Here is a 21,280-nt window from a genome sequence, read left to right as displayed (position 1 = left end):
GGCCCCGCATTGGCAGGTCAGACCGGCGGTCCGACGTGCCGGTTCAGCCGCTCCAGCAGGCCCTTCAGGTCGAAACCCTGCGCGGCCAGCGCCTTCGGCACGATGTGGAAGAGCCGCGGCATCGGATAGAGCAGCACGAAGCGCTCGTCGTGGCGCCACTTGAGCACGTTCTGCCAGACGATCGTGTGATCGGTGTTCGGCAGCGTGAGGCGCAGGCCGTGGTCGAGCACCTCGGCATTGAACTCTTCCTGGATCGCCTTGTACTTGCGGTAGTGGCGCCGCGCCATCAGCGGCAGCACGATGAAGCGGGTGCCCAGCAGCACGCTGCCGCCGCCGACCAGTCCGCCGACCGAACCGGTCTGCACCAGCGGTGGACCGAAGGCCGCGGCCAGCGCCAGCAGCACGCCGATGGCGGCCACCAGCACCAGGCGCAGCGGCGTGAGCCGGGCGTAGAGCTTCATGGCGGCCAGGTAGTCGTCTTCGGAGATGCGGAAGGTCGCGGTCATCGGGGCTTTCATGGTTTGCCTGCGTGCGGCGGTCGATGCTACAAGAGCGGCGCGACAGCAGCCGACCTCACCGCAAGGAGACAAGCCACATGCCCGCCTTCGACACCGTCCTGATAGACAAGGACCCCCGGCACCCGCGCATCGCGCGGCTCGTGCTCAACCGGCCCGACAAGCTCAACGCCATCGGTGAGACGACGCCGTCGGAGATACGCAAGGCAGTGGAATGGGCCGAAGCCGACGACGAGGTGCACGTGATCGTCGTCGAGGGCGCAGGGCGCGCCTTCTGCGCCGGCTACGACCTCGGCGACTACGCGGAAGGCCACGGCCGCGACGACCGGGGCGACCACCCGTGCCGGCAGGAGAAGACGCCATGGGACCCGATGCTCGACTACGCTGCCATGAAGCGCAACACCGACGACTTCATGGCGCTGTGGCGCTGCCACAAGCCCACCATCGCGAAGGTGCATGGCTACGCAGTGGCCGGCGGCAGCGACATCGCGCTGTGCTGCGACCTGCTCGCCATGGCCGACGACGCGCGCATCGGCTACATGCCCACGCGCGTGTGGGGCTGCCCGACCACCGCGATGTGGACCTACCGGCTCGGCGCGCTGCGCGCCAAGCAGCTCATGTTCACCGGCGACACCATCGACGGCACGCAGGCGGCCGAGTGGGGGCTGGCGAATTTCTCGGTGCCGGCTGAGCAGCTCGAGGACGCCACGCTGAAGCTCGCGCAGCGCATCGCGGGCGTGCCGCGCTCGCACCTGATGATGCACAAGCTGGTGGTCAACCAGGTGTGGCATTCGATGGGGCTGGAGCAGAGCCAGATGTTCGCCACCGTGTTCGACGGCGTGACGCGCCACAACCCCGAGGGAATGTGGTTTCGCCGGCAGGCGGAGGCCGAAGGCTTCAAGAGCGCCGTCGCGTGGCGCGACAGCGGCCGTGACATTCCGGAGGGCGACGAGGCGAGGGCGCTCGTCGCGCAGCTCGAAGCGAAGCTCGCGGCGGCGCGGGCGGCCGTGCCGCCCGCGCGCTGACCGCCCGCTCGCCGGTCAGGGTGGGCAGGGGCGTGCCGCCGCGGCGCCCGGACGCGTCGCGTTGCTCGTGGCGCTCTCGTCGAGCGCGCTCAGCGGCCGCGTGAATGTGCACCCGTAGCTCGGCGCCGCCACCGTCGCGGCCGTGACCACGTCGTCGCCCGCCGGCTTCACGCCGTCACGCTCCCACTTGAACATCGCGTCGAAGGCCTCGACCTGCTCGGCAACGGTGAAGTCGCAATGCGAGATGCCGCGCACCGCGCGCTGCACCAGCCAGTTGCTGTTGCCCTTGGCCGCCACGCGCTTGTTGTAGATCTGTTCCATGCTGAAAGGCACGTACAGGTCGCCCAGCGTGTGCAGCGTGACCACCGGAATCCTGAATTCGCCGTTGGCCTTGGGAATCCAGCGCAAGCCGTCGGTGCGCAGGCGGTTGGCGTCGGCGGCCGCAGTGAGCTTGATGGCCGCGCTGTTCAACGCCGTCGAGCCCGCCGCATCGCCGTCGATCGTGTAGGTGAAGCGGTTGGTGTCCAGCGTGTTCCTGTTCAGGATGCCGTTGACCGTGCCGTCGCTGCCGAACACGCCCCACACCGCCGCGAACGAGCCGCCGGCGGCCAGCCCCAGGTCGAACATCGGGCGCTCGCCGCCGGTCAGGTTCTTCACCACCGAGGCGAACTTCACGCCCGTGGCCGTAGGCGTCGAAGGGAAGGTGGTGAACAGCGTGTTGGTGACCTGCGCGGAGATGTCCGACCAGTTCGGCGTCGGGTATTTCGGCAGGCCGGCGAGCGCCTGCGCCGCGACCTGCGCGCCTGCGAAGTAGTCGAACAGCTCGGTGTCGCCGACCACGCCGCACATCGGCACCGCGCCGTTGTACTTCACCTTGTGGTTGGCCGTGGCGTAGGCCTCGTCCTCGATGGCGGCAGCCGTGATGTGGCCGCCCATCGAGTGGCCGGTGATGTAGATCCGGTCGGGCGCGGCCAGTTCGCGCCCGGCCGCCTTGGCGATGGCGTTGAACTGCAGCGCCAGCGCGTTGGTGTCTTCCACGCCCGCGCGCACGTCGTAGAAGTTCTTGCTGTAGCTCGACGCGGCCCAGGCGAAGCCCTCCTGCAGCAGGTGGCGGCGGATCGACGGCGCATTCACCTGCAACAGGTTGCCGTCGCCGGCGTAGCCGTGCGCGTACATCACGAGCTTGCCGTTCCAGTTCTTCGGCACCTCGACGTTGTACTGCGCGCCGCCGATCATTCCGGCCCAGCGGCTCGTGCCTGCGTAGTCGAAGGTGTCGCCGCCGTTGGCCGGTGCCATGGCGGCAAAGGTCGTCGCCGCGGGGTCGGCCGGTGCGAACGAGGTGCGGCTGTCCTGAAGCCGCGTTTCTTCCGGCGCGGGGGTGGAGGAGGAGGGGCGGGGCGGTGGGTTGGGTGCGGGCGCCGGGGCCGGCGGCAGCACCGGCAGCGAGAAGCCGCCGCCGCCACCACCGCCGCCGCACGATGCGACGACGAGGCTGGCTGCCAGGGCAATGAATGTCAGGCGAGCTGAATGCATGGGTTGTCTCTCTCCGTTCCTGTTTCTTGTGGATTGAAAACCGGCGCGGCATGGCACCCGCGGTCTTGCAGAACGACCGTGCTATTTCCACCGGGCCGGCGGCGCAGCGTAGAGGTGTTGCGAACTGCGATGCTGCGGGATTTCCCGCAACAGCTATCGCATGCGCGACAGCGGCCGGGCGGCGCTCAGTCCTTGCGGCGCGTGACCACCACCGTGGCCTCGAGGCCTTCGTAGGCCTCGGCGTCGCCGTACCAGCTGCCCGAGATGGGCGCGGCCTGCGCCGGATCGCGCGTGACGCCCACGCGGATGAGCTGGCCGCTGCCCATCAGGTTGTTGGTCGGATCGAAGGCCAGCCAGCCGACGCCCGGCAGGTAGGCCTGCAGCCAGGCGTGGGTGGTGCCGGCGCCGGTCGTCGATTCGCCCTGCGCCTGCGCGGTGGTGTCGAGCGCGGCGTCGTAGATGTAGCCCGACACGAAGCGCGTCGCGATGCCCAGCCGGCGCGTGGCTTCCATCATCAGCAGTGCGTAGTCGCGGCAGCTGCCGCTGCCCAGGGCCAGCGTCTGCAGCGGTGTCTGGGTGCCTTCCTCGTCGCGCGCCTTGTATTGGAGGCTCTGGCCGATGTGCGCGTTCATGCGCGTGAGCACCTCGCGCGTGCTGTTGGGCTTGTCCGCGTGCAGGAACTGGTGGGCCCAGCGGATCAGCGTGCCCTGGCTGTCGTCGTCGTGGTGCGGGCGCAGGTAGTGCTCGAGGTCCAGGCGCTCCTGCAGGGTGTAGGCGAAGGGCAGGAATTCAGCCGCCGGGTCGAGCGCGAGCTGGTCCTCCTGCGCGGGCACGTGCTCGATGGTGAAGGAACAGACGATCCGCAGTTCGGTGGCTTCGCCCATCGGCTGCACCAGCGCCACCGAGTTGGAGTGCGGGTCCTGGATGAGCCGCGTGAAGGCCTGCGGGCTCACCTGCAGGTCGGTGGCCAGCACCCGCAGGTCATGGCTGTCGCGCGGGCGGAACATCACGCGGTGCAGGCCGAAGGTGACCGGCTTGTTGTAGCGGTAGACGGTGGTGTGCGTGATGTCGTACTGGGTGGCCATGCACCGCATTCTCACGCGTTCGCCGGGGCTGCGGGGTTTTGTCCGATACTCGGCGCCGCCCGGCGGCCGCCGGCTTCGCACGCTTTCCAGGAGACCGGCTCGCCATGTATTCCGCCACCTTCATCTTCGCGAAGAAGCAGTTCGACGACGAGTTCCACCGGCTGGACCAGGCCATCGCCGAGGCTGCGAAATCGCTGCCCGGCTACCTCGGCGAGGAGACGTGGGAGAACGCGGGCAACGGGCTGGTCTCGAACGTGTACTACTGGGACTCGCTCGACAGCCTGCAGGCGCTGATCCACCATCCCGTGCACCGGCAGGCCAAGGCCGCGCAGGCGAACTGGCTCGACGGCTACAAGGTGGTCGTCTCCGAGGTGCTGCGCACCTATGGCGACAGCCGCATCGACCATCTGCTGGCGTCCGCGGCGCCGGCCGCCGGCTGAGCGATGCCCGAAGCGCTCGGCCTCGTCCAGGTGCTGGGCGGCCTGGCGACCGGCATCTTCGCGGACGCGATGGGCGGCCTGCTCGGCGTCAGCCCCGGCGGTGCGCTGGTGCCCGCGCTGGCATTGATGCCGGGCCTGGGCCAGCACGATGCACAGGCGATCTCCCTTGCGGCGCAACTGCTGCCGACCAGCCTGGCCGGATTCGTCCGCTATCGCGTGGCCGGGCATGGCGCCTCGCGGCGCACGGTGACGTGGATGTCCCTCGGCTTCCTGGCGGGCGCTTTCATTGGCGCGAAGGGCGCGAGCCACCTGGCCGACGCGGCGTTGCGCTGGATGTTCGTCGCCTACCTGCTGGTGCTGGCAACGCTGGTGTTGTGGAGGTCGACCGCGAAGGAGAGCGGCGTCGCGCAGGCCGGGGAGCCGCATGCTGCGGCTGCGGCGCTGGTGGCGGTGGGCATCGTCGCCGGCGCATCCTCCGGGCTGCTCGGCATCGGTGGCGGGCTGGCCATCACGGCGTCGATGACCGTTGCGCTGCACTGGTCGCAGCTTCGCTCGCAGGCCGTGAGTCTTGCGGTCAACGCCTTGCCGCTGGCCCTGCCGGCAGTGCTGGTCTATGCGAGCGTTGCGAACGGACTGCCATGGCTTCTGCTGGGGTGCGTCGTGCTCGGGCTGTGGGTCGGCACGGCCGCGGGGGCGCAGCTGGCCACGCGGCTCGACGAGCGGGTGCTGCGCAAGTACTTCGTCGTGCTGGTGCTCGGCATGGCGCTGCTGATGGCCTGGCGAGCATCGAGCGCAGCCTGAGCCGGCGCCGCTAGAGGCGCTGCGTGCCGAGCGCCTTTGCCAGCGTCGCCGGCAGCGGCAGCGGCTCGCCGTGCCATTGCGCGGCCAGCAGTTCGGCGCACAGCGCGGCAAAGCTCAGTCCGCGCGAACCCAGTGCGGTGCAGGCCCAGAGTCCGGCGACCGGCGCGTCGATCGGTCCGACAAGGGGCCGCCGGTCCCCGGATGCGCATCGCACGCCGACCCAGGTGTCGACATCGCCGCGCTCGAACGCGCCGGCGAGCGACGCTGCGGCCGCGGGATGGAGCCGCGCCAGGCGCTCGCGGTTGGCGATGCTGTCGGCCTGCGTCGGCTCCAGGGCGGTGCTGTCGCGGCCGAAAGTCGCGCCGGCCAGCCAGATCGGAACGCCGCGCTCCACCGGCACGTGGGCGATGAGGTGGCCGTCGCCGTTGAGCGGCGTGGTGGGCAGGTCGGCGTCCGCGGGCATCGGGCCCCAGGCGACCTGTCCGCGCACGGGCTGCAGGGGCAGGGCGGGCGCGAAGCGGCCCGACTCGAAGCCGGCGCATACGACCACACGGTCGGCGTCGATCAGCCGCTCGCCGTTCGCGTCGAAAAGCTGCCAGCCGCCTTCCTGACGAGTCGCAAGGCGCGCCACCGCGCAGCCGCCGCGGAACTCGACGCCCGGCTGGCGCAGCCATGCGGCGATCAACCTGTGCGGCCGGACCCACGCGGCGCGCGAATGCCACAGCGCCGGCGTGCGTTCGGGCAGCCCGGCTGCAGCCAGTTGCCCTGCGTTCGCGGGCCACGACTCGTTCGGTCCGGCGCTGGTCCAGCCGGCAGGCACGCGAGTGTCGCCATCGGGGCGGCGCTCCAGCACGCCGCTGGCGCGCCAGTCGCGGCCTTCTTCGAGCAGCCGCGCCAGTTCTCCCCAGGTGGCGCGGATGCCTGCGCGGGCGAGGCGCGACAGCAGTGCGTCGTCGGGCGACACATGCGGCGCGAGCATGCCCACCGGTAGGCCCGAGGCGCCGGATGCGGGCCAGTCGGCCGCGTCGAACACCGTTACCTGCCAGCCGCGCCTCGCGAGGCTGGCCGCCACGGCCGCACCCGCGAGGCCCGCGCCGATCACTGCGCAGCGGCCCGGCTTGTCGATGCGCTCCGGCGCGGGTCCGCGGCGTCGCACCGTCCACGCGGGCGCGAAGACGCCACTCAGGCAGTCGCGCTTCGGCGGCAGGCCGGCACGCTTCTCGACGGTGAAACCCTGCTGCTGCAGCGCATCGCGGATCGCCCGCGCGATGGTCCAGGTGGCGACGCGCGTGCCTTGCCGCGCAAAGCGCGACACCGCCTTGAGCGTGTCGGCCGACCACATCTGCGGGTTCAGCTGCGGACTGTAGCCGTCGAGGAAGATGCTGTCGGCCTCGAAACGCTGCGCGCGCAGCATCGGCTGCACGTCGCCGACGCACAGGGTGAGCAGCACGCGGCCGTCGTCGAACGCGAGCCGGTGAAAGCCGGGCAGCAGGCCGTGCCATTGCGCGGCCAGCTCGCGCGCGAGGGCCGCGAGTTCGGGGTAGGCCTCGGCCGCGCGCAGCAGGTCGCCGGCCGACACCGGGTGCGCCTCGACCGAGACGAAGTGCAGCATCCGCGGCCGCGCGGGGTCGGCGCGCCATGCCTGCCAGGTCGCCAGGAAATTGAGGCCCAGGCCGAAGCCGGTTTCGAGAACCTGCCACCGGGGCTGTCCGGCCCACGCATCGGGCAGGCCGCAGCCGCCCAGGAACACATGGCGCGATTGCGCCAGTGCCCCGGACTCGGTGTGATAGATGTCGTCGAAGCGTTCGCTGCGCGGGACGCCGTCCGCGCGCCAGGTCACGGGCTCAGCCGCTTCGAGGAAGCCGCGACTGGAACCCGCCGCAGCCGGTTCCGCGGTGTTTCCCGAAGACCCCGGAGATCCGGACGAAGAGGTCGGCGGCAATCGCGTGGGTGACCGTCAGGCCGAGGGCGGAACGTAGCCCTGCGCCACGTCGGCGCCTTCGCCGAAGAAATGCTTTTCCATCTGGCGCGCCAGGTACTGGCGGGCGCGCAGGTCGGCCAGGTTCAGGCGGTTTTCATTGACCAGCATGGTCTGCTGCTTGAGCCAGGCGGCCCAGGCTTCCTTGCTGACGTTTTCCCACAGGCGTTTGCCCAGTTCACCTGGGTAGGGCGGGAAGTCGAGCCCTTCGGCCTCTTTGCCGAGCTTGATGCACTGAACCATGCGTGCCATTTGGATTGCCTTTGACGGGAAAAGTGGGGAAAGCGGTTGCTTAGTTGATTTCGCTATTTAGAACTGAAAACTTGGTCGTTCCAGTTTCTATATGTCGTATTGAGAATACGCAGCTTCATTGATATGCCTTTTTAGAGCAAGACACCATGAGCCTTCGCCGCGACTTTATCAAGCTTTCCCTGGGTGCCGGCGTGGCCGGTGCCATGGCCCTGTCGGCGTTGCCGACGTTCGCCCAGGCGCCCGCCGCCAAGGGGCCGGTGACATTGCTGAACGTGTCCTATGACCCGACGCGCGAGCTGTACGTCGACTACAACCAGGCCTTCGCCAAGTACTGGAAGGCCAAGACCGGCCAGGACGTGACGGTCAAGCAGTCGCACGGCGGCTCCGGCAAGCAGGCTCGCTCGATCATCGACGGCATCGACGCCGACGTGGCCACGCTGGCGCTCGGCGGCGACATCGATGCACTCGTCACGCACGGCGGGCTGGTCAAGGCCGACTGGCAGAAGCGCCTGCCGCACAACTCCGCGCCCTACACCTCGACCATCGTGTTCCTGGTGAAGAAGGGCAATCCCAAGGGCCTGAAGGACTGGGACGACCTGGTCAAGCCCGGCGTGCAGGTGATCACCCCCAACCCCAAGACCTCGGGCGGCGCCCGCTGGAACTACCTGGCCGCCTGGGAATTCGCCAAGCGCAAGTACGGCGGCGATGCCAAGGCCAAGGAGTACATCGGCAACCTGTTCAAGAACGTGCCCGTGCTCGACACCGGCGCGCGCGGCGCGACCATCACCTTCGTGCAGCGCGGCGTGGGCGACGTGTTGCTGGCCTGGGAGAACGAAGCCTTCCTGGCGCTGAAGGAATTCGGCCCCGAGAAGTTCGAGATCGTGGTGCCTTCCATCTCCATCCTGGCCGAGCCCAGCGTGTCGGTGGTCGACAAGGTCGTCGACAAGAAGGGCACGCGTGCCGTGGCCGAGGAGTACCTGCAGTACCTGTACTCCGACGAAGGCCAGGACATCGCGGGCCGCAATTTCTACCGGCCGACCTCCGAGAAGGCCAAGGCCAAGTACGACAAGCAGTTCCCCAAGCTGACGCTGGTGACCATCGACCAGGCCTTCGGCGGCTGGGCGAAGGCCGACAAGGAGCACTTCGCCGACGGCGGCTCCTTCGACCAGATCTACGCACCGAAGCAGAAGTAACCGGCTCGCCCGAGGCCGCTCCTCCATGTCGGGGCGGCCTTGCGCGGCGGCCCTTCGCCATTCGCTCCCTTTCTTTCCGAACCAAGGTTTCCCGTGTCCGTTCTCCTGATTGCCGGCAGCCCTTCGGCCCCATCCCGCTCCACCGCACTGCTCGACGCGGTGGGGGAACGGCTGGCGCAGCGCAAGGCGCGCATCGAGCGCCTCGCCATCCGCGACCTCCCGGCGCAGGCGCTGCTGCTGGCCGACTGGAACCATCCGGCCATCGTTGGCGCCATCGCCAAGGTGGCCGAGGCCCGCGTGATCGTGGTGGCCACGCCGGTCTACAAGGCGGCCTACAGCGGCGTGCTCAAGGTCTTCCTCGACCTGCTCTCGCAGAGCGCGCTCAAGGGCAAGACGGTGCTGCCGCTGGCCACCGGCGGCAGTCCGCACCACATGCTGGCGCTCGACTACGCGCTGCGGCCGGTGCTTCAGTCGCTGGCGGCACGCCACATCCTGCCGGGCGTCTACGCGAGCGACGCGCAGATCGCGCTCACGCCCGAGAACGCCTACCAGGTGCAGCCCGACCTGGCAGAGCGGCTCAACGAGGCCGTCGAGGTGCTTGCCACCGAGGGCCTGAAGCTCCCCGCCACGCACGGCTTCGAGCCGGTGCCGTTTTCTCGCGTGCGATGTAGCGTTTAACGAGGCTCGCCCCCAGGCTGCGCGGCACTTCGTGTCCGCTTCGCCAACCCCCTACCGGGGGCAACACCAGCGGCCCGGCAAAGCCGGTTCCGCGGTGTTCCACGAAAAGGCTTCCGGCGCATCGCGTGCCGCGGGCCAGCCTTTGCCTGTCGTTTTGTATCAAGGATTCAACGCATGAACCCCGTCGCAACCGAAGACTCCGTGCTCGACACCAAGCCGCGTTCGCTGTGGCACGCGCTGGGCGATCTCGCCGTGAGCGCCATCGTGGTCACCGCCGTCGCGCTGATCGTCAGCTTCATCGCCGCCGCCTGAGCGCGGCCCCTCCTTCAGAGAGCCTTGCCATGACATTGATTTCCGCACCCCGCCGCCGCCTGATCCAGGGCGCGGCCGCCGCCATCGCATTGCCCGCCGGCTTCGCCGCGCTGGCGCAGGCACCCGCCCGCCAGTTCCGCATCGGCCACCAGAAGGGCTATCTCACGCTGCTCAAGGGCCGCGGCACGCTCGAGAAGCGCCTGCAGCCGCTCGGCGTGAGCGTGAAGTGGACCGAGTTCACCGCCGGGCCGGTGCAGCTCGAAGCGCTGAACGTCGGCTCGATCGACTTCGGCGACGTGGGCGAGGCGCCACCGATCTTCGCGCAGGCCGCGGGCGCGCCGCTGGCCTACGTCGGCGCGACCGTGCCGCGTCCCCAATCGGAGGCGGTGCTGGTGCCCAAGGGCTCCGCCATCAAGACCGTGGCCGAGCTCAAGGGCAAGAAGATCGCGCTGAACAAGGGCTCGAACGTCCACTACTTCGTCGTCAAGCTGTTCGAGAAGCACGGCCTGTCGTACGCCGACCTGAACCTGGTCTACCTGCCGCCGGCCGATGCGCGCGCTGCCTTCGAGAAGGGCTCGGTCGATGCATGGGTGATCTGGGATCCGTTCCTGGCCGCGGCCGAGAAGTCGCTCGACGCGCGCATCCTGGCCGATGCCACCGGCGTGGTCGGCAACCGCGCCTACTACTTCTCGTCGCTCGACTATGTGGCGAAGAACGCCGACGTGCTGGCGATCGCGATCGAGGAAATCAACAAGATCGACGTCTGGGGTGCCGCTCACAAGGGCGAGCTAGCCGGCGAGCTCGCCACGCTCTGGGGCCTGCCGAAGCCGGTGGCCGAGCTGTCGGTGAACCGCTCGGTGTACGGCACGGCGCCGATCACCAAGGCCATCCTGGCGGAGCAGCAGAAGATCGCCGACACCTTCTTCGAGCTCAAGCTGATCCCGAAGAAGATCAATGTGCTCGACGCCGCCGGCGCGGGGGTGGCGTGATGCAGATCTTCTGGTTCCTTCCCACGCATGGCGACAGCCGCTACCTTGGCAGCAGCGAAGGCTCGCGCCAGGTCGACCTGGCCTACCTGCAGCAGATTGCCGGCGCGGCCGACAACCTGGGCTACGAAGGCGTGCTCATTCCCACGGGCCGCTCGTGCGAGGACCCATGGGTCATCGCCTCCAGCCTGATCGGCGCGACGAAGAAGCTCAAGTTCCTGGTGGCGGTGCGCCCCGGCCTGCACCAGCCCAGCCTGGCCGCACGCATGGCTGCGACCTTCGACCGGCTCTCGGGCGGGCGGCTGCTGGTGAACCTCGTGACCGGCGGCGACCAGGCCGAGCTCGAAGGCGACGGCGTGTATCTCGACCATGCCTCGCGCTATGAGCAATCGGCCGAGTTCATCCGCATCTGGCGCGAGATCATCGCGCGCAGCCACGACGGCGAGGCCTTCGACTACGAAGGCAGGCACCTGAGCGTGAAGGGCGCCAAGCTGCTGTACCCGCCGGTGCAGAAGCCGTATCCGCCGGTGTGGTTCGGCGGCTCCTCGGCGCCTGCGCACGAGCTGGCCGCGGAGCAGGTCGATGCCTACCTCACCTGGGGCGAGCCGCCCGCGGACGTCGCGAAGAAGATCGCCGACGTGCATGCCCGTGCCGAGCGCAGAGGCCGCAAGGTGGAGTTCGGCATCCGCCTGCACGTGATCGTGCGCGAGACCGAAGACGCCGCCTGGAAAGCCGCCGAAGAACTCATCAGCCGCGTGGACGACGAGACCGTGGTGCGTGCGCAGGCCGTGTTCGCGCGCATGGATTCGGAAGGCCAGCGCCGCATGGCCGCGCTGCACGCGGGCGGCGCCAGGCGTTCGCGCGCCGACCTCGAGATTTCGCCGAACCTGTGGGCCGGCGTGGGCCTGGTGCGCGGCGGTGCCGGCACGGCGCTGGTGGGCGATGCGAAGACCGTGGCCGCGCGCATCGAGGAGTACGCGGCGCTCGGGCTCGACAAGTTCATCCTCTCGGGCTACCCGCACCTGGAAGAGGCCTACCGCTTCGCCGAGCTGGTGTTCCCGCTGCTGTCGCGCAAGGCGAAGTCGCAGCTCGCCGGCGGCTCGCTGAGCGGGCCTTTCGGCGAGGTCGTCGCCAACCTCGACGCGCCTTCGCGCCTCGTCTCGCAAAGCTAAGGAGGTCCCATGAGCGAACAAGTCCAGGAGCTGCCCGTGGTCGTGCCCGCCGAGAGCAGCGGCAACGCTTTGAAGGGGTTCGCCGTCAACGTCGCGAAACGGCTGGTGCCGTGGCTCGTGCCGGTCGGGCTCATCGTGTTCTGGCAGGTCGCGTCGTCGCTGGGCTGGCTCAGCACTCGCGTGCTGCCGGCGCCGGTCGACGTGGTCAAGGCGGCCTGGACGCTCACCGCGTCGGGCGAACTGTGGACGCACGTGAAGGTCAGCGCAGGCCGTGCGCTGGCGGGGCTGGCCATTGGCGGCGGGGCGGGGCTGCTGCTGGGCCTGCTCACGGGTTCGGTGAAATTTGCCGAGACGCTGCTCGACTCCACCATCCAGATGGTGCGCAACATTCCCGCGCTGGCGTTGATTCCGCTGGTGATCCTCTGGTTCGGCATCGACGAGTCGGCCAAGCTGTTCCTGATCTCGGTCTCGGTGTTCTTCCCGATCTACCTGAACACCTTCCACGGCATTCGAAACGTCGACCCGCAGCTCATCGAGATGGGCCGCACCTATGGCCTGTCGCGCTGGCAGCTGTACCGCGAGGTCATCCTGCCGGGTGCGCTGTCTTCCATCCTGGTGGGGCTGCGCTTCTCGCTCGGGCTGATGTGGGTGATCCTGATCGTGGCGGAGACCATCTCGGCACAGGCCGGCATCGGCTATCTCACCATGAACGCCCGCGAGTTTCTGCAGACCGACATCGTGCTGGTGGGCATCCTGCTGTACGCGCTGCTCGGCAAGCTGGCCGACCTCTTCGCGCGCGGCCTCGAGCAGTGGTGGCTGCGGTGGCATCCGGGCTACCAGAAGAAGGCGAAGTGAGGTGCCAGGCATGACCAGCTTCAACTCCCGGATCTCCCGCCGCACCGCCATCGCCACCCTGGGCGCGCTCGGCACGTTCGGTGCAGGTGCCGTCCTGGCGCAAGGCACCGCCGCGCGGCCCGCCACCGTTCGGCTGGGCTACCAGAAGTCTTCGACGCTGGTCGCCGTGCTGAAGGCACAGGGCACGCTCGAAAAGCAACTCGCGCCGCTCAACGCGAGCGTGAGCTGGCACGAGTTCACCAGCGGCCTGCCGCTGCTCGAGGCGCTGAACCTCGACAACCTCGACATCAGCGCCGACGTGGCGGATACGGTGCCCGTGTTCGCGCAGGCCGCCGGTGCCGACCTGACGTTCATTGCACAGGAGGCGCCGTCGCCCGCAGCGCAGGCCATCGTGGTGCGCGAGGACTCGCCGCTGAAGACCGTGGCCGACCTGAAGGGAAGGAAGGTCGGCTTCGCGAAGGCGGCCGGCGCGCATTACCTGCTGATTGCCGCACTGGAAAAGGCCGGCCTGTCGTTCAAGGACATCGAGCCCGCCTACCTCACGCCCGCCGACGGCCGTGCCGCCTTCGAGAAGGGCGCGATCGACGCGTGGGTGGTGTGGGACCCGTTCCTTGCCGCGGCGCAGCGGCAGTCGAAGGTGCGCGTGCTGGCCGACGGCACGGGCATCGCGTCGTACCAGCGCTACTACCTGGCGAGCAGCAAGTTCGCGAAGGCGCGGCCCGACGTGCTGCGCGTGGTCTACGCCGAGCTGGAGAAGACCGGCAGTTGGGTCAAGCAGAGCCCGAAGGATGCCGCCGCACTGCTCGCGCCGGTGTGGGGCCTGGACGCCGCGACCATCGAGCAGGCCAACGGCCGCCGCAGCTATGCGGTGCGCCCGGTGGTGCCCGAGGGATTGACCGAACAGCAGCGCATTGCCGACGCCTTCTTCGCCGAGAAGCTGCTGCCCCGAAAAATCGACGCGCTGAAGGTGGCGCTGTTCAAGCCCGGAGTTTGAGTCATGAGTGCCGTTCTGAAAGACATCCCCACGCACGCGCCCCAAGCCATCGCCGGCGGCGTGCGCCTCGAAGCGCGCGGCCTGCACAAGCGTTATGGCGCGCGCGAGGTGCTGCGCAACACGCGCCTGACCATCGAACCCGGCCAGTTCATCGCCATCGTCGGGCGCAGCGGCTGCGGCAAGAGCACGCTGCTGCGGCTGATCGCGGGGCTCGAGGAGCCGAGCGACGGCGGCCTCTACACCGACGGCAAGGCGGTGCACGGCCTGCACGACGACACCCGCATCATGTTCCAGGAAGCCCGCCTGCTGCCGTGGCGCCGCGTGCTCGACAACGTGACGCTGGGCCTGCCGAACGACGCCAAGGCGCGCGGCAAGGAAGTGCTGGCGCAGGTCGGCCTGGCCGACCGCGAGAACGAATGGCCGGCGCGCCTGTCGGGCGGCCAGCGCCAGCGCGTGGCACTGGCGCGCGCGCTGGTGCACCACCCGCGCCTGCTGCTGCTGGACGAGCCGCTGGGTGCGCTGGATGCGCTCACGCGCATCGAGATGCACCGCCTCATCGAGAACCTGTGGCAGCGCCACCGCTTCACCGCGCTGCTGGTGACGCACGATGTGCAGGAGGCCGTGGCACTGGCCGACCGCGTGATCCTGATCGAGGACGGCCGCATCGCGCTCGACGAGAACATCGCGCTGGCCCGACCGCGCTCGCAGGGCGATCCTGCCTTCGCGGCCATCGAAAAACGAATCCTCGACAGGGTGCTGCAGAAGCCGGAAGACACCGCGCCCGAGAGCACCGACGCAAGCTGGCTCGCCACGCCCGCGCATGCATTGCGCTGGGCGATCTGATGCACGCCCCCAGGCTTGCCCACTTCGTGTGGCCGCCAACCCCCTCGCGGGGGCAATACCTGCGGCCCGGCGAAGCCGGTTCCGCGGTATTCCTGGAATGAGTCCTTCGGCTCGCTTTTTCCTTCAACTCTGAAAGGTACGTCGCATGTCGCAGAACTGGAAATTCGAAACCCTGTCGGTGCACGCCGGCTATTCGCCCGACCCGACCACCCGCGCCGTGGCGCCGCCGATCTACCAGACGGTGGCCTACGCATTCGACAGCGCGCAGCACGGCGCCGACCTGTTCGACCTGAAGGTGCCGGGCAACATCTACACCCGCATCAACAACCCGACGCAGGACGTGCTGGAGCAGCGCGTGGCCGCGCTCGAAGGCGGCATTGCGGCGCTGGCGCTGGCCTCGGGCCAGGCGGCCGTGACCTACGCGATCCAGACCATCGCCGAGGCCGGCGACAACATCATCAGCAGCACCGCGCTGTATGGCGGCACCTACAACCTGTTCGCCCACACGCTGCCGCAGTTCGGCATCACCACGCGCTTCGCCGACCACCGCGATCCGTCGAGCTTCGAGAAGCTGTTCGATGAAAAGACGAAGGCGGTGTTCGTCGAGTCGCTGGGCAACCCGGCGGGCAACGTGACCGACATCGCGGCCATCGCCGAGATCGCGCACCGCCATGGCGTGCCGCTGATCGTCGACAACACCGTGCCGTCGCCGTACCTGAGCCGGCCCATCGAGCACGGTGCCGACATCGTGGTGCATTCGCTCACCAAGTACCTGGGCGGCCACGGCACCAGCATCGGCGGCGCCATCGTCGACTCGGGCAAGTTCCCATGGGCCGAGCACAAGCAGCGCTTCAAGCGCCTGAACGAGCCCGACGTGAGCTACCACGGCGTGGTCTACACCGAGGCGCTGGGCCCGGCCGCCTACATCGGCCGGGCGCGCGTGGTGCCGCTGCGCAACACGGGGGCGGCCATCTCGCCGTTCAACGCGTTCCTGATCCTGCAGGGCATCGAGACGCTCGCGCTGCGCATGGACCGCATCAGCAGCAACGCACTGGCCGTGGCGCAGCACCTGAAGAAGAGCAAGGCCGTCAACTGGGTGAACTACGCCGCGCTCGAAGACCATGCCGATTACCCGTTGGCGAAGAAGTACTTCGGCGGCCGCTCCAGCGGTGTTCTGACCTTCGGCATCGGCGCGGGACGCGAGGGCGGTGCGAAGTTCCTCGATGCGCTGAAGCTCTTCACGCGTCTGGTGAACATCGGCGACGTGCGCTCGCTCGCCACGCACCCCGCATCGACCACGCACCGCCAGCTGTCGCCCGAGGAGCTGGCCCGTGCCGGCGTGACCGAGGACACCGTGCGCCTGTCGGTGGGCATCGAGCACATCGACGACCTGATCGCCGACCTCGACCAGGCGCTCGCCGCGGCGTCGAACTAACTGAACCCCTTTTCAAAGGCCATGACCACATTGCAAGCCATCCCCGACGCCGCGCTGGACCAGCTGTTCCGCAAGGCCCGCACGGTGCACGCGTTCAAGCCCGTGCCCGTGAGCGACGAGCTCATCCACAGGCTCTACGACCTCGTGAAGTGGGGGCCGACCGCGTTCAACGCACAGCCGGCCCGCTACGTGTTCGTGCGCAGCGAAGAGGCCAAGGCGCGGCTGAAGCCGGCCTTGTCCTCGGGCAACACCGCGCAGACGCTTGCCGCGGGCGTCTCGGTGATCGTGGCGCACGACACGCGCTTCTACGAGCACCTGCCCACGCAGTTCCCGGCCTACGACGCCAAGCCCATCTTCGAGAAGAGTGCCGAAGCCGCGCAGGCCACGGCATTCCGCAACAGCAGCCTGCAGGGCGCGTACCTGATCCTGGCGGCGCGCTCGCTCGGGCTCGATGCCGGGCCGCAGTCGGGTTTCAACGCCGAGCTGGTCGACAACGCCTTCTTCCCGGACGGCCGCTACAAGGCCAACTTCCTGGTCAACCTCGGCGTGGCCGACCACGCCGGCACTTTCGAGCGTGGGCCCCGGCTGGCGTTCGACGAGGTGGCGGAAATCGCCTGACGCATGCCGCCTTTCTCGATGCTTTTCCTCAACGAATTTCCTCAACCTGAAAGAGAACCCACCATGTCCATCCAAGCCATCAACGTGCGCAACCAGTTCAAGGGCAAGGTCCGCGAGATCATCCGCGGCGACGTCGTCTCCGAAGTCGATGTCGAGACCGCCTGGGGCATCGTCACCTCGGTCATCACCACGCGCTCGGTCGACGAGCTGCAGCTGAAGGTGGGCTCCGACGTGGTCGCCCTGGTGAAGTCCACCGAGGTTTCGATCGCCAAGCTCTGACGGACCCTCGGGCAGGCGAACACCCGGCGCCGCTCTGGCGCCGGTTTTTTTTGAGGCCGGTCCGCGAGGGCCTCGAGGCCTTGGGGGCATGTGAAGGCCCGCGCAGGTGCATGCAGCCGTTTTGCGGGAAGATGGGCGGCAACCGTGCCTGCTGCCGTCGCCAGCCGTCGGGCCGCATCCGTTCCATTCACCTACCGGGGGTACCCATTCATGGCCCATTTCGAAGTGAACGACATTGTCCGCGCGCTGCACGGCGTGCGCGACGAATGGCGCGATTCGCAGCGCCGCTCGCGCGAGCCCGGCACGCGCGAGTTCCCGTCGCGCGACGCGCTCGCGCAGGCGATCGAATCGCTCAAGGGCGCGCTGTTTCCGATGCGGCTCGGGCCGCCGGACCTGCGCCACGAGAGCGAGGACTTCTACGTCGGCCATACGCTCGACTCGGCGCTGCAGTCGCTGCTCGTGCAGGCACGGCTCGAGCTCAACTACAACGCCCGCCACGAGCCGCGGCCGTCGAGCGAGATCGACGGCGTGGCGGCCGACGCCATCCGCCAGTTCGCCAACGCGTTGCCTCAGCTGCGCCGGCTGCTCGACACGGACGTGCTCGCCGCTTACCACGGCGACCCTGCGGCGCGCAGCGTGGACGAGGTGCTGCTGTGCTACCCCGGCGTGCTGGCCATGATCCATCACCGGCTGGCGCACGAGCTCTACAAGCTCGGCCTGCCGCTGCTGGCGCGCATCGTGGCCGAGCTGGCACATGCGCAGACCGGCATCGACATCCATCCCGGCGCGCGCATCGACGCGGGCTTCTTCATCGACCACGGCACGGGCGTGGTGATCGGCGAGACGGCGGTCATCGGCAAGCGTGTGCGGCTGTACCAGGCCGTCACGCTCGGCGCCAAGCGCTTTCCGACCGACACCGAGGGCAACCTGCAGAAGGGCTTGCCGCGGCATCCGGTGGTGGAGGACGACGTGGTGATCTACGCCGGCGCTACCATCCTCGGTCGCGTGACGCTGGGCAAGGGCGCCGTCATCGGCGGCAACGTGTGGATCACCGACGACGTGCCCGCGGGCGCGAGCGTCACGCAGGCCAGCCTGCAGAACGCACCGAAGGGAGCAGGCGCATGAAGGAGTTCGTCGAAGACTTCGGCGCCGTGGTGCGCCAGCTGCGCGAGGACAAGGGCTGGTCGCAGGACCAGCTTGCCGAACGCGCGGACCTGAACCGCTCGTACGTGGGCGAGGTCGAGCGCGGCCGCGTGATCCCGTCGATCGTCACCGCACGCAAGCTCGCCGATGCGGTGGGCATCAACATGGTCGGCCTGCTGCTGCGCTGCGAGCAGCTCGAGCAGTCGCGGCTGGCACGGCGGATCAGGCTCGACGCGTTCGCCTGCTGAGGCTGTGGCGCGCCTGCGCCAGCCTTGCCCGGGCCCGCGCAGGGTCGATGTCCACCGCGAAGTCTGCGCTGTGCCGGCCTGCCTTGACAGGCCTCGCCTGGCGGTTTTGCATGGTTGCCTGATGGCAGGCTATGCTTCCAGATCGTTAACTACGACGCTCGCCATCGCATGTCATTGCCTCAAGCATCTTCTGTTGACGAGCCCCGGTCCGGCGCGCGAGCCGACGAATCCTGCGATGTGATGGTCGTCGGCGGCGGGCCCGCCGGCTCGACCATCGCCGCGCTGCTGGCCGAGCAGGGCCGCAAGGTGGTGGTGCTCGAAAAGGCGCACCATCCGCGCTTCCACATCGGCGAGTCGCTGCTGCCGGCGAACGTCGAGCTGTTCGAGAGGCTCGGCGTGCGCGAGCAGGTCGAGAAGATCGGCATGCCCAAGTTCGGCATCGAATTCGTCTCGCCCGAGCACGAGCACCGCAGCTATGTGGAGTTTTCCGAAGGCCTGAACAAGCGGCTCGATTCCGCCTGGCAGGTGCGCCGGTCCGAGCTGGACGAGATCCTGTTCCGAAATGCCGCCACGCGCGGCGCGCAGACCATCGAGGGTTGCAAGGTGCGCGACGTGGCCTTCGACGCCGATGGCGCCGTCGTGCAGGCCGAGATGGACGACGGCACCAGGCGCAACTGGCGCGCCCGCTTCGTGGTCGATGCCACCGGCCGCGACACGCTGCTGGCCAACAAATTCCGCTGCAAGGAAAAGAACCCCAAGCACAACAGCACCGCGCTGTTCGGCCACTTCACCAATGCCGAGCGGCTCGAAGGCAAGAAGGAAGGGAACATCAGCATCTGCTGGTTTCCGCACGGCTGGTTCTGGTTCATTCCGCTGGCCGACGGCACCACCAGCATCGGCGCGGTCTGCTGGCCCTACTACCTGAAGACGCGCGACAAGCCGCTGAAGGAGTTCTTCTTTGACACCATCGCGCTGTGCCCGGTGCTGGTGGAGCGCCTGAAGAACGCGACGCTGGTCGACGACGCGGTGCATGCCACCGGCAATTTCTCGTACTCCAGCACGCACGCCACGGGCGACCGCTACCTGATGCTGGGCGACGCCTTCACCTTCATCGACCCGATGTTCTCCTCGGGCGTGTACCTGGCCATGGTCAACGCCTTCGACGGCGCCAGGCTGGTGGCCACGGCGCTCGACCGGCCGGCCGCGCTGCCAGCGGCACGCAAGGCCTTCGAGCTCGTGTCGCGCAAGGGGCCGCGCGAGTATTCGTGGTTCATCTACCGCGTGACCAATCCGACCATCCGCGACATGTTCATGTACCCGGGCAACCCCTTCCGTGTGAAGGAGGGCCTGATGTCGCTGCTGGCTGGCGACATCTACGGCGGCAAGTCGATGTGGCGCGCGCTCGGGATGTTCAAGTTCCTGTACTACGTGATCTCGGTCACCCACGCACGCCGCAGCTGGCAAGGCTGGCGGCGCCACCGCATCGTCATCCGGGACACGTGAGCCCGATCGGGGCGGGGGCGCCGAGCCGGGCCGGGAAGGGCCGTTTCAGCCCGCTGCGTCGCCGCCGGTGAATTGCGCGTTCTTCCGTGCAATGGCGCGGAACGGCGCGGTGATGCGCGTGTCTGCAGCGACAGCCTGCCAGAACACGGTGGCCAGTTGCCGCGCGGACGGCCATTCCGCCAATGTCTCGATGGTCGGCGCCAGGCCGCCGGCTGCCAGTTCTCGCGGCGGCAGCTCGCCATTGGTGGCAGCGTAGAGCGTCGGCAGCACGTCGTACGCCGGGGCCAGCCGCCAGACTCCGTTCTCGATCAGCAGCGAGATGTTGCCGTAGTGCCGGTCGGTGTTGCCGATGAGCCGGCCGAAGGCCTCGAGGAAGCGCAGCCGCGCGGCATCGTCGGCGCGCATCAGTCCGCGCGCGGCCATGCGGTTGGCAGTAGCGGCCCAGTTGTCCATCTTGCCGATGTGCTGGGCGTCATAGGCCATCAGCGACACCATGCCGATGCGGCCCCTGGCGGTGCGGTCGAAGCGCTCGACCTCCAGGAACACGCGGCCTGCCTCGATGAACACGCGGCTGCTGGCTGCGGCGACGCCGGCCTCCTGCAGCGTGCGAAGCGCCAGGTGCTCGCACACGAGCAGGTCGCGCGAGCGCCTGTCGGCAGGTGAACTCCCGGCCGGAGAGAACTTGACGATCACCTGGCGGGCATCGCGCACGGTGCAGAACTTCGGCTGTTCGCCGCCGGCCGAGGAGCCCGGCAAGGTGCCCTGCATGGCGCTGTCCGCCATCGCGGGGTAGTCGGAGGCCATGACCGCCGGTGCCGGCCGCGCGGCAATCGATTGAAAGCGGCGGAACGACTCGCCGCCCACGACCAGGTTGCCCGGCAGGTCTTCGCCGCAGAGCGACAGTGCCTGCAGCACGTCGTCGTCGGTCCAGTGCTCGGGGTTGGCGGGCAGGCCGAGTTCGGGATGGCCATGCGCGAAGGCGCGGCCGATGAACCCCTGGGGGCGCATGTCGGAGAGAAACCATGGCAGCCCGTCGTGCAGCGCGCTGGGGCCGTCCTGCTCGTCCATCCAGCAGCGGCCGTCCTGCAACGGCACGATGCGTCCGAAGGCCGAGGCGTCACCGCCTGCATCCACCTTGACCACGGGCACTTCCGCGCCCACCCGCTCGACATGCCTGGGCGCCACGTACATCTGCGAGCGTGCGGCACCGATCTTCTGGACGGAGGCATTGCGCAGCAGCGGTGCCAGCGCGCGCGACACCGTCGGCTGGCTGACGCCCAGCCGTGCCTGGAGGTCAGCGCTGGAGGCGGCTCCCTGCACGCGGATGAATGCAAGGGCTGTTTCTGCCAAGGTCGCGGAGGAGGGCGGCATTGAATACCAAGGTGAATAGAT

General features: G+C 68.8%; 23 protein-coding genes. 17 read left to right on the top strand and 6 right to left on the bottom strand.

Annotation, left to right across the window (positions count from 1 at the left end):
* Nucleotides 1-17 precede the first annotated feature (17 nt).
* Nucleotides 18-506 (bottom strand): YcxB family protein, encoded by a 489-nt coding sequence (locus tag AACL56_RS16635; RefSeq protein ID WP_339090914.1) that lies wholly within the window; start codon nt 504-506, stop codon nt 18-20.
* Nucleotides 507-595: 89 nt separating this feature from the next.
* Here AACL56_RS16635 and AACL56_RS16630 point away from each other — a divergent pair, with 89 nt between their 5' ends.
* On the top strand, nt 596-1,540 hold the full coding sequence (locus AACL56_RS16630) for a crotonase/enoyl-CoA hydratase family protein (RefSeq protein WP_339090913.1): 945 nt from the start codon (nt 596-598) through the stop codon (nt 1,538-1,540).
* Between the two features lie 15 nt (nt 1,541-1,555).
* Here AACL56_RS16630 and AACL56_RS16625 read toward each other — a convergent pair whose 3' ends face one another.
* Together AACL56_RS16625 and AACL56_RS16620 are read right to left on the bottom strand one after the other, a co-directional pair.
* A complete protein-coding gene (locus AACL56_RS16625; RefSeq protein WP_339090912.1) occupies nt 1,556-3,073 on the bottom strand; it encodes an alpha/beta hydrolase family protein in 1,518 nt (505 codons plus the stop codon).
* A 185-nt stretch (nt 3,074-3,258) separates the two neighbouring features.
* Nucleotides 3,259-4,158: a transglutaminase family protein gene (locus AACL56_RS16620; RefSeq protein ID WP_425337022.1), complete on the bottom strand. Its 900-nt coding sequence runs from the start codon at nt 4,156-4,158 to the stop codon at nt 3,259-3,261.
* Nucleotides 4,159-4,262: 104 nt separating this feature from the next.
* Between AACL56_RS16620 and AACL56_RS16615 the strand changes: the two genes are divergently transcribed.
* Nucleotides 4,263-4,598, top strand: a complete 336-nt coding sequence (locus AACL56_RS16615) for an antibiotic biosynthesis monooxygenase family protein (protein WP_339090911.1) — start codon at nt 4,263-4,265, stop codon at nt 4,596-4,598.
* A gap of 3 nt (nt 4,599-4,601) precedes the next feature.
* Entirely contained in the window at nt 4,602-5,399 is a 798-nt protein-coding gene (locus AACL56_RS16610) for a sulfite exporter TauE/SafE family protein (protein WP_339090910.1), read from the top strand.
* 10 nt (nt 5,400-5,409) lie between these two features.
* Here the strand turns inward: AACL56_RS16610 and mnmC are convergent, their stop codons facing one another.
* Nucleotides 5,410-7,239 (bottom strand): FAD-dependent 5-carboxymethylaminomethyl-2-thiouridine(34) oxidoreductase MnmC, encoded by a 1,830-nt coding sequence (mnmC, locus tag AACL56_RS16605; RefSeq protein ID WP_339090909.1) that lies wholly within the window; start codon nt 7,237-7,239, stop codon nt 5,410-5,412.
* A gap of 117 nt (nt 7,240-7,356) precedes the next feature.
* Nucleotides 7,357-7,629 carry an oxidative damage protection protein gene (locus AACL56_RS16600; protein ID WP_081269375.1) on the bottom strand — a complete coding sequence of 91 codons (273 nt, stop codon included), beginning with the start codon at nt 7,627-7,629 and terminating at the stop codon, nt 7,357-7,359.
* A 146-nt stretch (nt 7,630-7,775) separates the two neighbouring features.
* Between AACL56_RS16600 and AACL56_RS16595 the strand changes: the two genes are divergently transcribed.
* The 14 genes from AACL56_RS16595 (at nt 7,776) to AACL56_RS16530 (ending at nt 19,888) form a co-directional block, all read left to right on the top strand.
* Nucleotides 7,776-8,822: a sulfate ABC transporter substrate-binding protein gene (locus AACL56_RS16595; RefSeq protein ID WP_339090908.1), complete on the top strand. Its 1,047-nt coding sequence runs from the start codon at nt 7,776-7,778 to the stop codon at nt 8,820-8,822.
* Nucleotides 8,823-8,915: 93 nt separating this feature from the next.
* Nucleotides 8,916-9,500 carry an NADPH-dependent FMN reductase gene (ssuE, locus tag AACL56_RS16590; protein WP_339090907.1) on the top strand — a complete coding sequence of 195 codons (585 nt, stop codon included), beginning with the start codon at nt 8,916-8,918 and terminating at the stop codon, nt 9,498-9,500.
* Nucleotides 9,501-9,674: 174 nt separating this feature from the next.
* On the top strand, nt 9,675-9,812 hold the full coding sequence (locus AACL56_RS16585; RefSeq protein ID WP_339090906.1) for a hypothetical protein: 138 nt from the start codon (nt 9,675-9,677) through the stop codon (nt 9,810-9,812).
* A gap of 29 nt (nt 9,813-9,841) precedes the next feature.
* Entirely contained in the window at nt 9,842-10,801 is a 960-nt protein-coding gene (locus AACL56_RS16580) for a sulfonate ABC transporter substrate-binding protein (RefSeq protein ID WP_339090905.1), read from the top strand.
* Nucleotides 10,801-11,970, top strand: a complete 1,170-nt coding sequence (ssuD, locus tag AACL56_RS16575) for an FMNH2-dependent alkanesulfonate monooxygenase (protein ID WP_339090904.1) — start codon at nt 10,801-10,803, stop codon at nt 11,968-11,970. Before AACL56_RS16580 ends, ssuD begins: the two co-directional genes overlap by 1 nt.
* A gap of 9 nt (nt 11,971-11,979) precedes the next feature.
* A complete protein-coding gene (gene ssuC, locus AACL56_RS16570; protein WP_339090903.1) occupies nt 11,980-12,825 on the top strand; it encodes an aliphatic sulfonate ABC transporter permease SsuC in 846 nt (281 codons plus the stop codon).
* A gap of 10 nt (nt 12,826-12,835) precedes the next feature.
* Nucleotides 12,836-13,819, top strand: a complete 984-nt coding sequence (locus AACL56_RS16565) for an aliphatic sulfonate ABC transporter substrate-binding protein (RefSeq protein WP_339090902.1) — start codon at nt 12,836-12,838, stop codon at nt 13,817-13,819.
* Nucleotides 13,820-13,822: 3 nt separating this feature from the next.
* Complete coding sequence (locus AACL56_RS16560; RefSeq protein ID WP_339090901.1) at nt 13,823-14,662, top strand: ATP-binding cassette domain-containing protein; 840 nt, start codon at nt 13,823-13,825, stop codon at nt 14,660-14,662.
* A gap of 145 nt (nt 14,663-14,807) precedes the next feature.
* On the top strand, nt 14,808-16,097 hold the full coding sequence (locus AACL56_RS16555; protein WP_339090900.1) for an O-acetylhomoserine aminocarboxypropyltransferase/cysteine synthase family protein: 1,290 nt from the start codon (nt 14,808-14,810) through the stop codon (nt 16,095-16,097).
* A gap of 21 nt (nt 16,098-16,118) precedes the next feature.
* Nucleotides 16,119-16,715 carry a malonic semialdehyde reductase gene (locus AACL56_RS16550; RefSeq protein ID WP_339090899.1) on the top strand — a complete coding sequence of 199 codons (597 nt, stop codon included), beginning with the start codon at nt 16,119-16,121 and terminating at the stop codon, nt 16,713-16,715.
* 63 nt (nt 16,716-16,778) lie between these two features.
* A complete protein-coding gene (locus AACL56_RS16545; RefSeq protein ID WP_007829250.1) occupies nt 16,779-16,994 on the top strand; it encodes a TOBE domain-containing protein in 216 nt (71 codons plus the stop codon).
* Nucleotides 16,995-17,204: 210 nt separating this feature from the next.
* The gene (gene epsC / locus AACL56_RS16540; protein WP_339090897.1) at nt 17,205-18,119 is read left to right on the top strand and encodes a serine O-acetyltransferase EpsC; all 915 of its coding nucleotides are present in this window, start codon (nt 17,205-17,207) and stop codon (nt 18,117-18,119) included.
* A complete protein-coding gene (locus tag AACL56_RS16535; protein WP_339090896.1) occupies nt 18,116-18,385 on the top strand; it encodes a helix-turn-helix domain-containing protein in 270 nt (89 codons plus the stop codon). Before epsC ends, AACL56_RS16535 begins: the two co-directional genes overlap by 4 nt.
* A 168-nt stretch (nt 18,386-18,553) precedes the next feature.
* The gene (locus tag AACL56_RS16530) at nt 18,554-19,888 is read left to right on the top strand and encodes an NAD(P)/FAD-dependent oxidoreductase (RefSeq protein ID WP_339090895.1); all 1,335 of its coding nucleotides are present in this window, start codon (nt 18,554-18,556) and stop codon (nt 19,886-19,888) included.
* A gap of 45 nt (nt 19,889-19,933) precedes the next feature.
* Here the strand turns inward: AACL56_RS16530 and yjjJ are convergent, their stop codons facing one another.
* Entirely contained in the window at nt 19,934-21,259 is a 1,326-nt protein-coding gene (yjjJ, locus tag AACL56_RS16525) for a type II toxin-antitoxin system HipA family toxin YjjJ (RefSeq protein ID WP_339090894.1), read from the bottom strand.
* Between the last annotated feature and the right edge of the window lie 21 nt (nt 21,260-21,280).

The organism is Variovorax paradoxus (genome assembly GCF_902712855.1).
Classification (GTDB): Bacteria; Pseudomonadota; Gammaproteobacteria; order Burkholderiales; family Burkholderiaceae_C; genus Variovorax; species Variovorax paradoxus_Q.
The sequence above is the reverse complement of the archived record's forward strand: the minus strand, read 5'-3'. Positions and strand labels throughout refer to the sequence as shown.

Excerpts from the sequence above, each read along its gene's own strand:
- AACL56_RS16635 (WP_339090914.1), bottom strand. The coding sequence starts at position 506 with ATGACCGCGACCTTCCGCATCTCCGAAGACGACTACCTGGCCGCCATG.
- AACL56_RS16630 (WP_339090913.1), top strand. The coding sequence starts at position 596 with ATGCCCGCCTTCGACACCGTCCTGATAGACAAGGACCCCCGGCACCCG.
- AACL56_RS16625 (WP_339090912.1), bottom strand. The coding sequence starts at position 3,073 with ATGCATTCAGCTCGCCTGACATTCATTGCCCTGGCAGCCAGCCTCGTC.
- AACL56_RS16620 (WP_425337022.1), bottom strand. The coding sequence starts at position 4,158 with ATGGCCACCCAGTACGACATCACGCACACCACCGTCTACCGCTACAAC.
- AACL56_RS16615 (WP_339090911.1), top strand. The coding sequence starts at position 4,263 with ATGTATTCCGCCACCTTCATCTTCGCGAAGAAGCAGTTCGACGACGAG.
- AACL56_RS16610 (WP_339090910.1), top strand. The coding sequence starts at position 4,602 with ATGCCCGAAGCGCTCGGCCTCGTCCAGGTGCTGGGCGGCCTGGCGACC.
- AACL56_RS16600 (WP_081269375.1), bottom strand. The coding sequence starts at position 7,629 with ATGGCACGCATGGTTCAGTGCATCAAGCTCGGCAAAGAGGCCGAAGGG.
- AACL56_RS16595 (WP_339090908.1), top strand. The coding sequence starts at position 7,776 with ATGAGCCTTCGCCGCGACTTTATCAAGCTTTCCCTGGGTGCCGGCGTG.
- AACL56_RS16585 (WP_339090906.1), top strand. The coding sequence starts at position 9,675 with ATGAACCCCGTCGCAACCGAAGACTCCGTGCTCGACACCAAGCCGCGT.
- AACL56_RS16580 (WP_339090905.1), top strand. The coding sequence starts at position 9,842 with ATGACATTGATTTCCGCACCCCGCCGCCGCCTGATCCAGGGCGCGGCC.
- ssuD (WP_339090904.1), top strand. The coding sequence starts at position 10,801 with ATGCAGATCTTCTGGTTCCTTCCCACGCATGGCGACAGCCGCTACCTT.
- ssuC (WP_339090903.1), top strand. The coding sequence starts at position 11,980 with ATGAGCGAACAAGTCCAGGAGCTGCCCGTGGTCGTGCCCGCCGAGAGC.
- AACL56_RS16565 (WP_339090902.1), top strand. The coding sequence starts at position 12,836 with ATGACCAGCTTCAACTCCCGGATCTCCCGCCGCACCGCCATCGCCACC.
- AACL56_RS16560 (WP_339090901.1), top strand. The coding sequence starts at position 13,823 with ATGAGTGCCGTTCTGAAAGACATCCCCACGCACGCGCCCCAAGCCATC.
- AACL56_RS16555 (WP_339090900.1), top strand. The coding sequence starts at position 14,808 with ATGTCGCAGAACTGGAAATTCGAAACCCTGTCGGTGCACGCCGGCTAT.
- AACL56_RS16550 (WP_339090899.1), top strand. The coding sequence starts at position 16,119 with ATGACCACATTGCAAGCCATCCCCGACGCCGCGCTGGACCAGCTGTTC.
- AACL56_RS16545 (WP_007829250.1), top strand. The coding sequence starts at position 16,779 with ATGTCCATCCAAGCCATCAACGTGCGCAACCAGTTCAAGGGCAAGGTC.
- epsC (WP_339090897.1), top strand. The coding sequence starts at position 17,205 with ATGGCCCATTTCGAAGTGAACGACATTGTCCGCGCGCTGCACGGCGTG.
- AACL56_RS16535 (WP_339090896.1), top strand. The coding sequence starts at position 18,116 with ATGAAGGAGTTCGTCGAAGACTTCGGCGCCGTGGTGCGCCAGCTGCGC.
- AACL56_RS16530 (WP_339090895.1), top strand. The coding sequence starts at position 18,554 with ATGTCATTGCCTCAAGCATCTTCTGTTGACGAGCCCCGGTCCGGCGCG.
- yjjJ (WP_339090894.1), bottom strand. The coding sequence starts at position 21,259 with ATGCCGCCCTCCTCCGCGACCTTGGCAGAAACAGCCCTTGCATTCATC.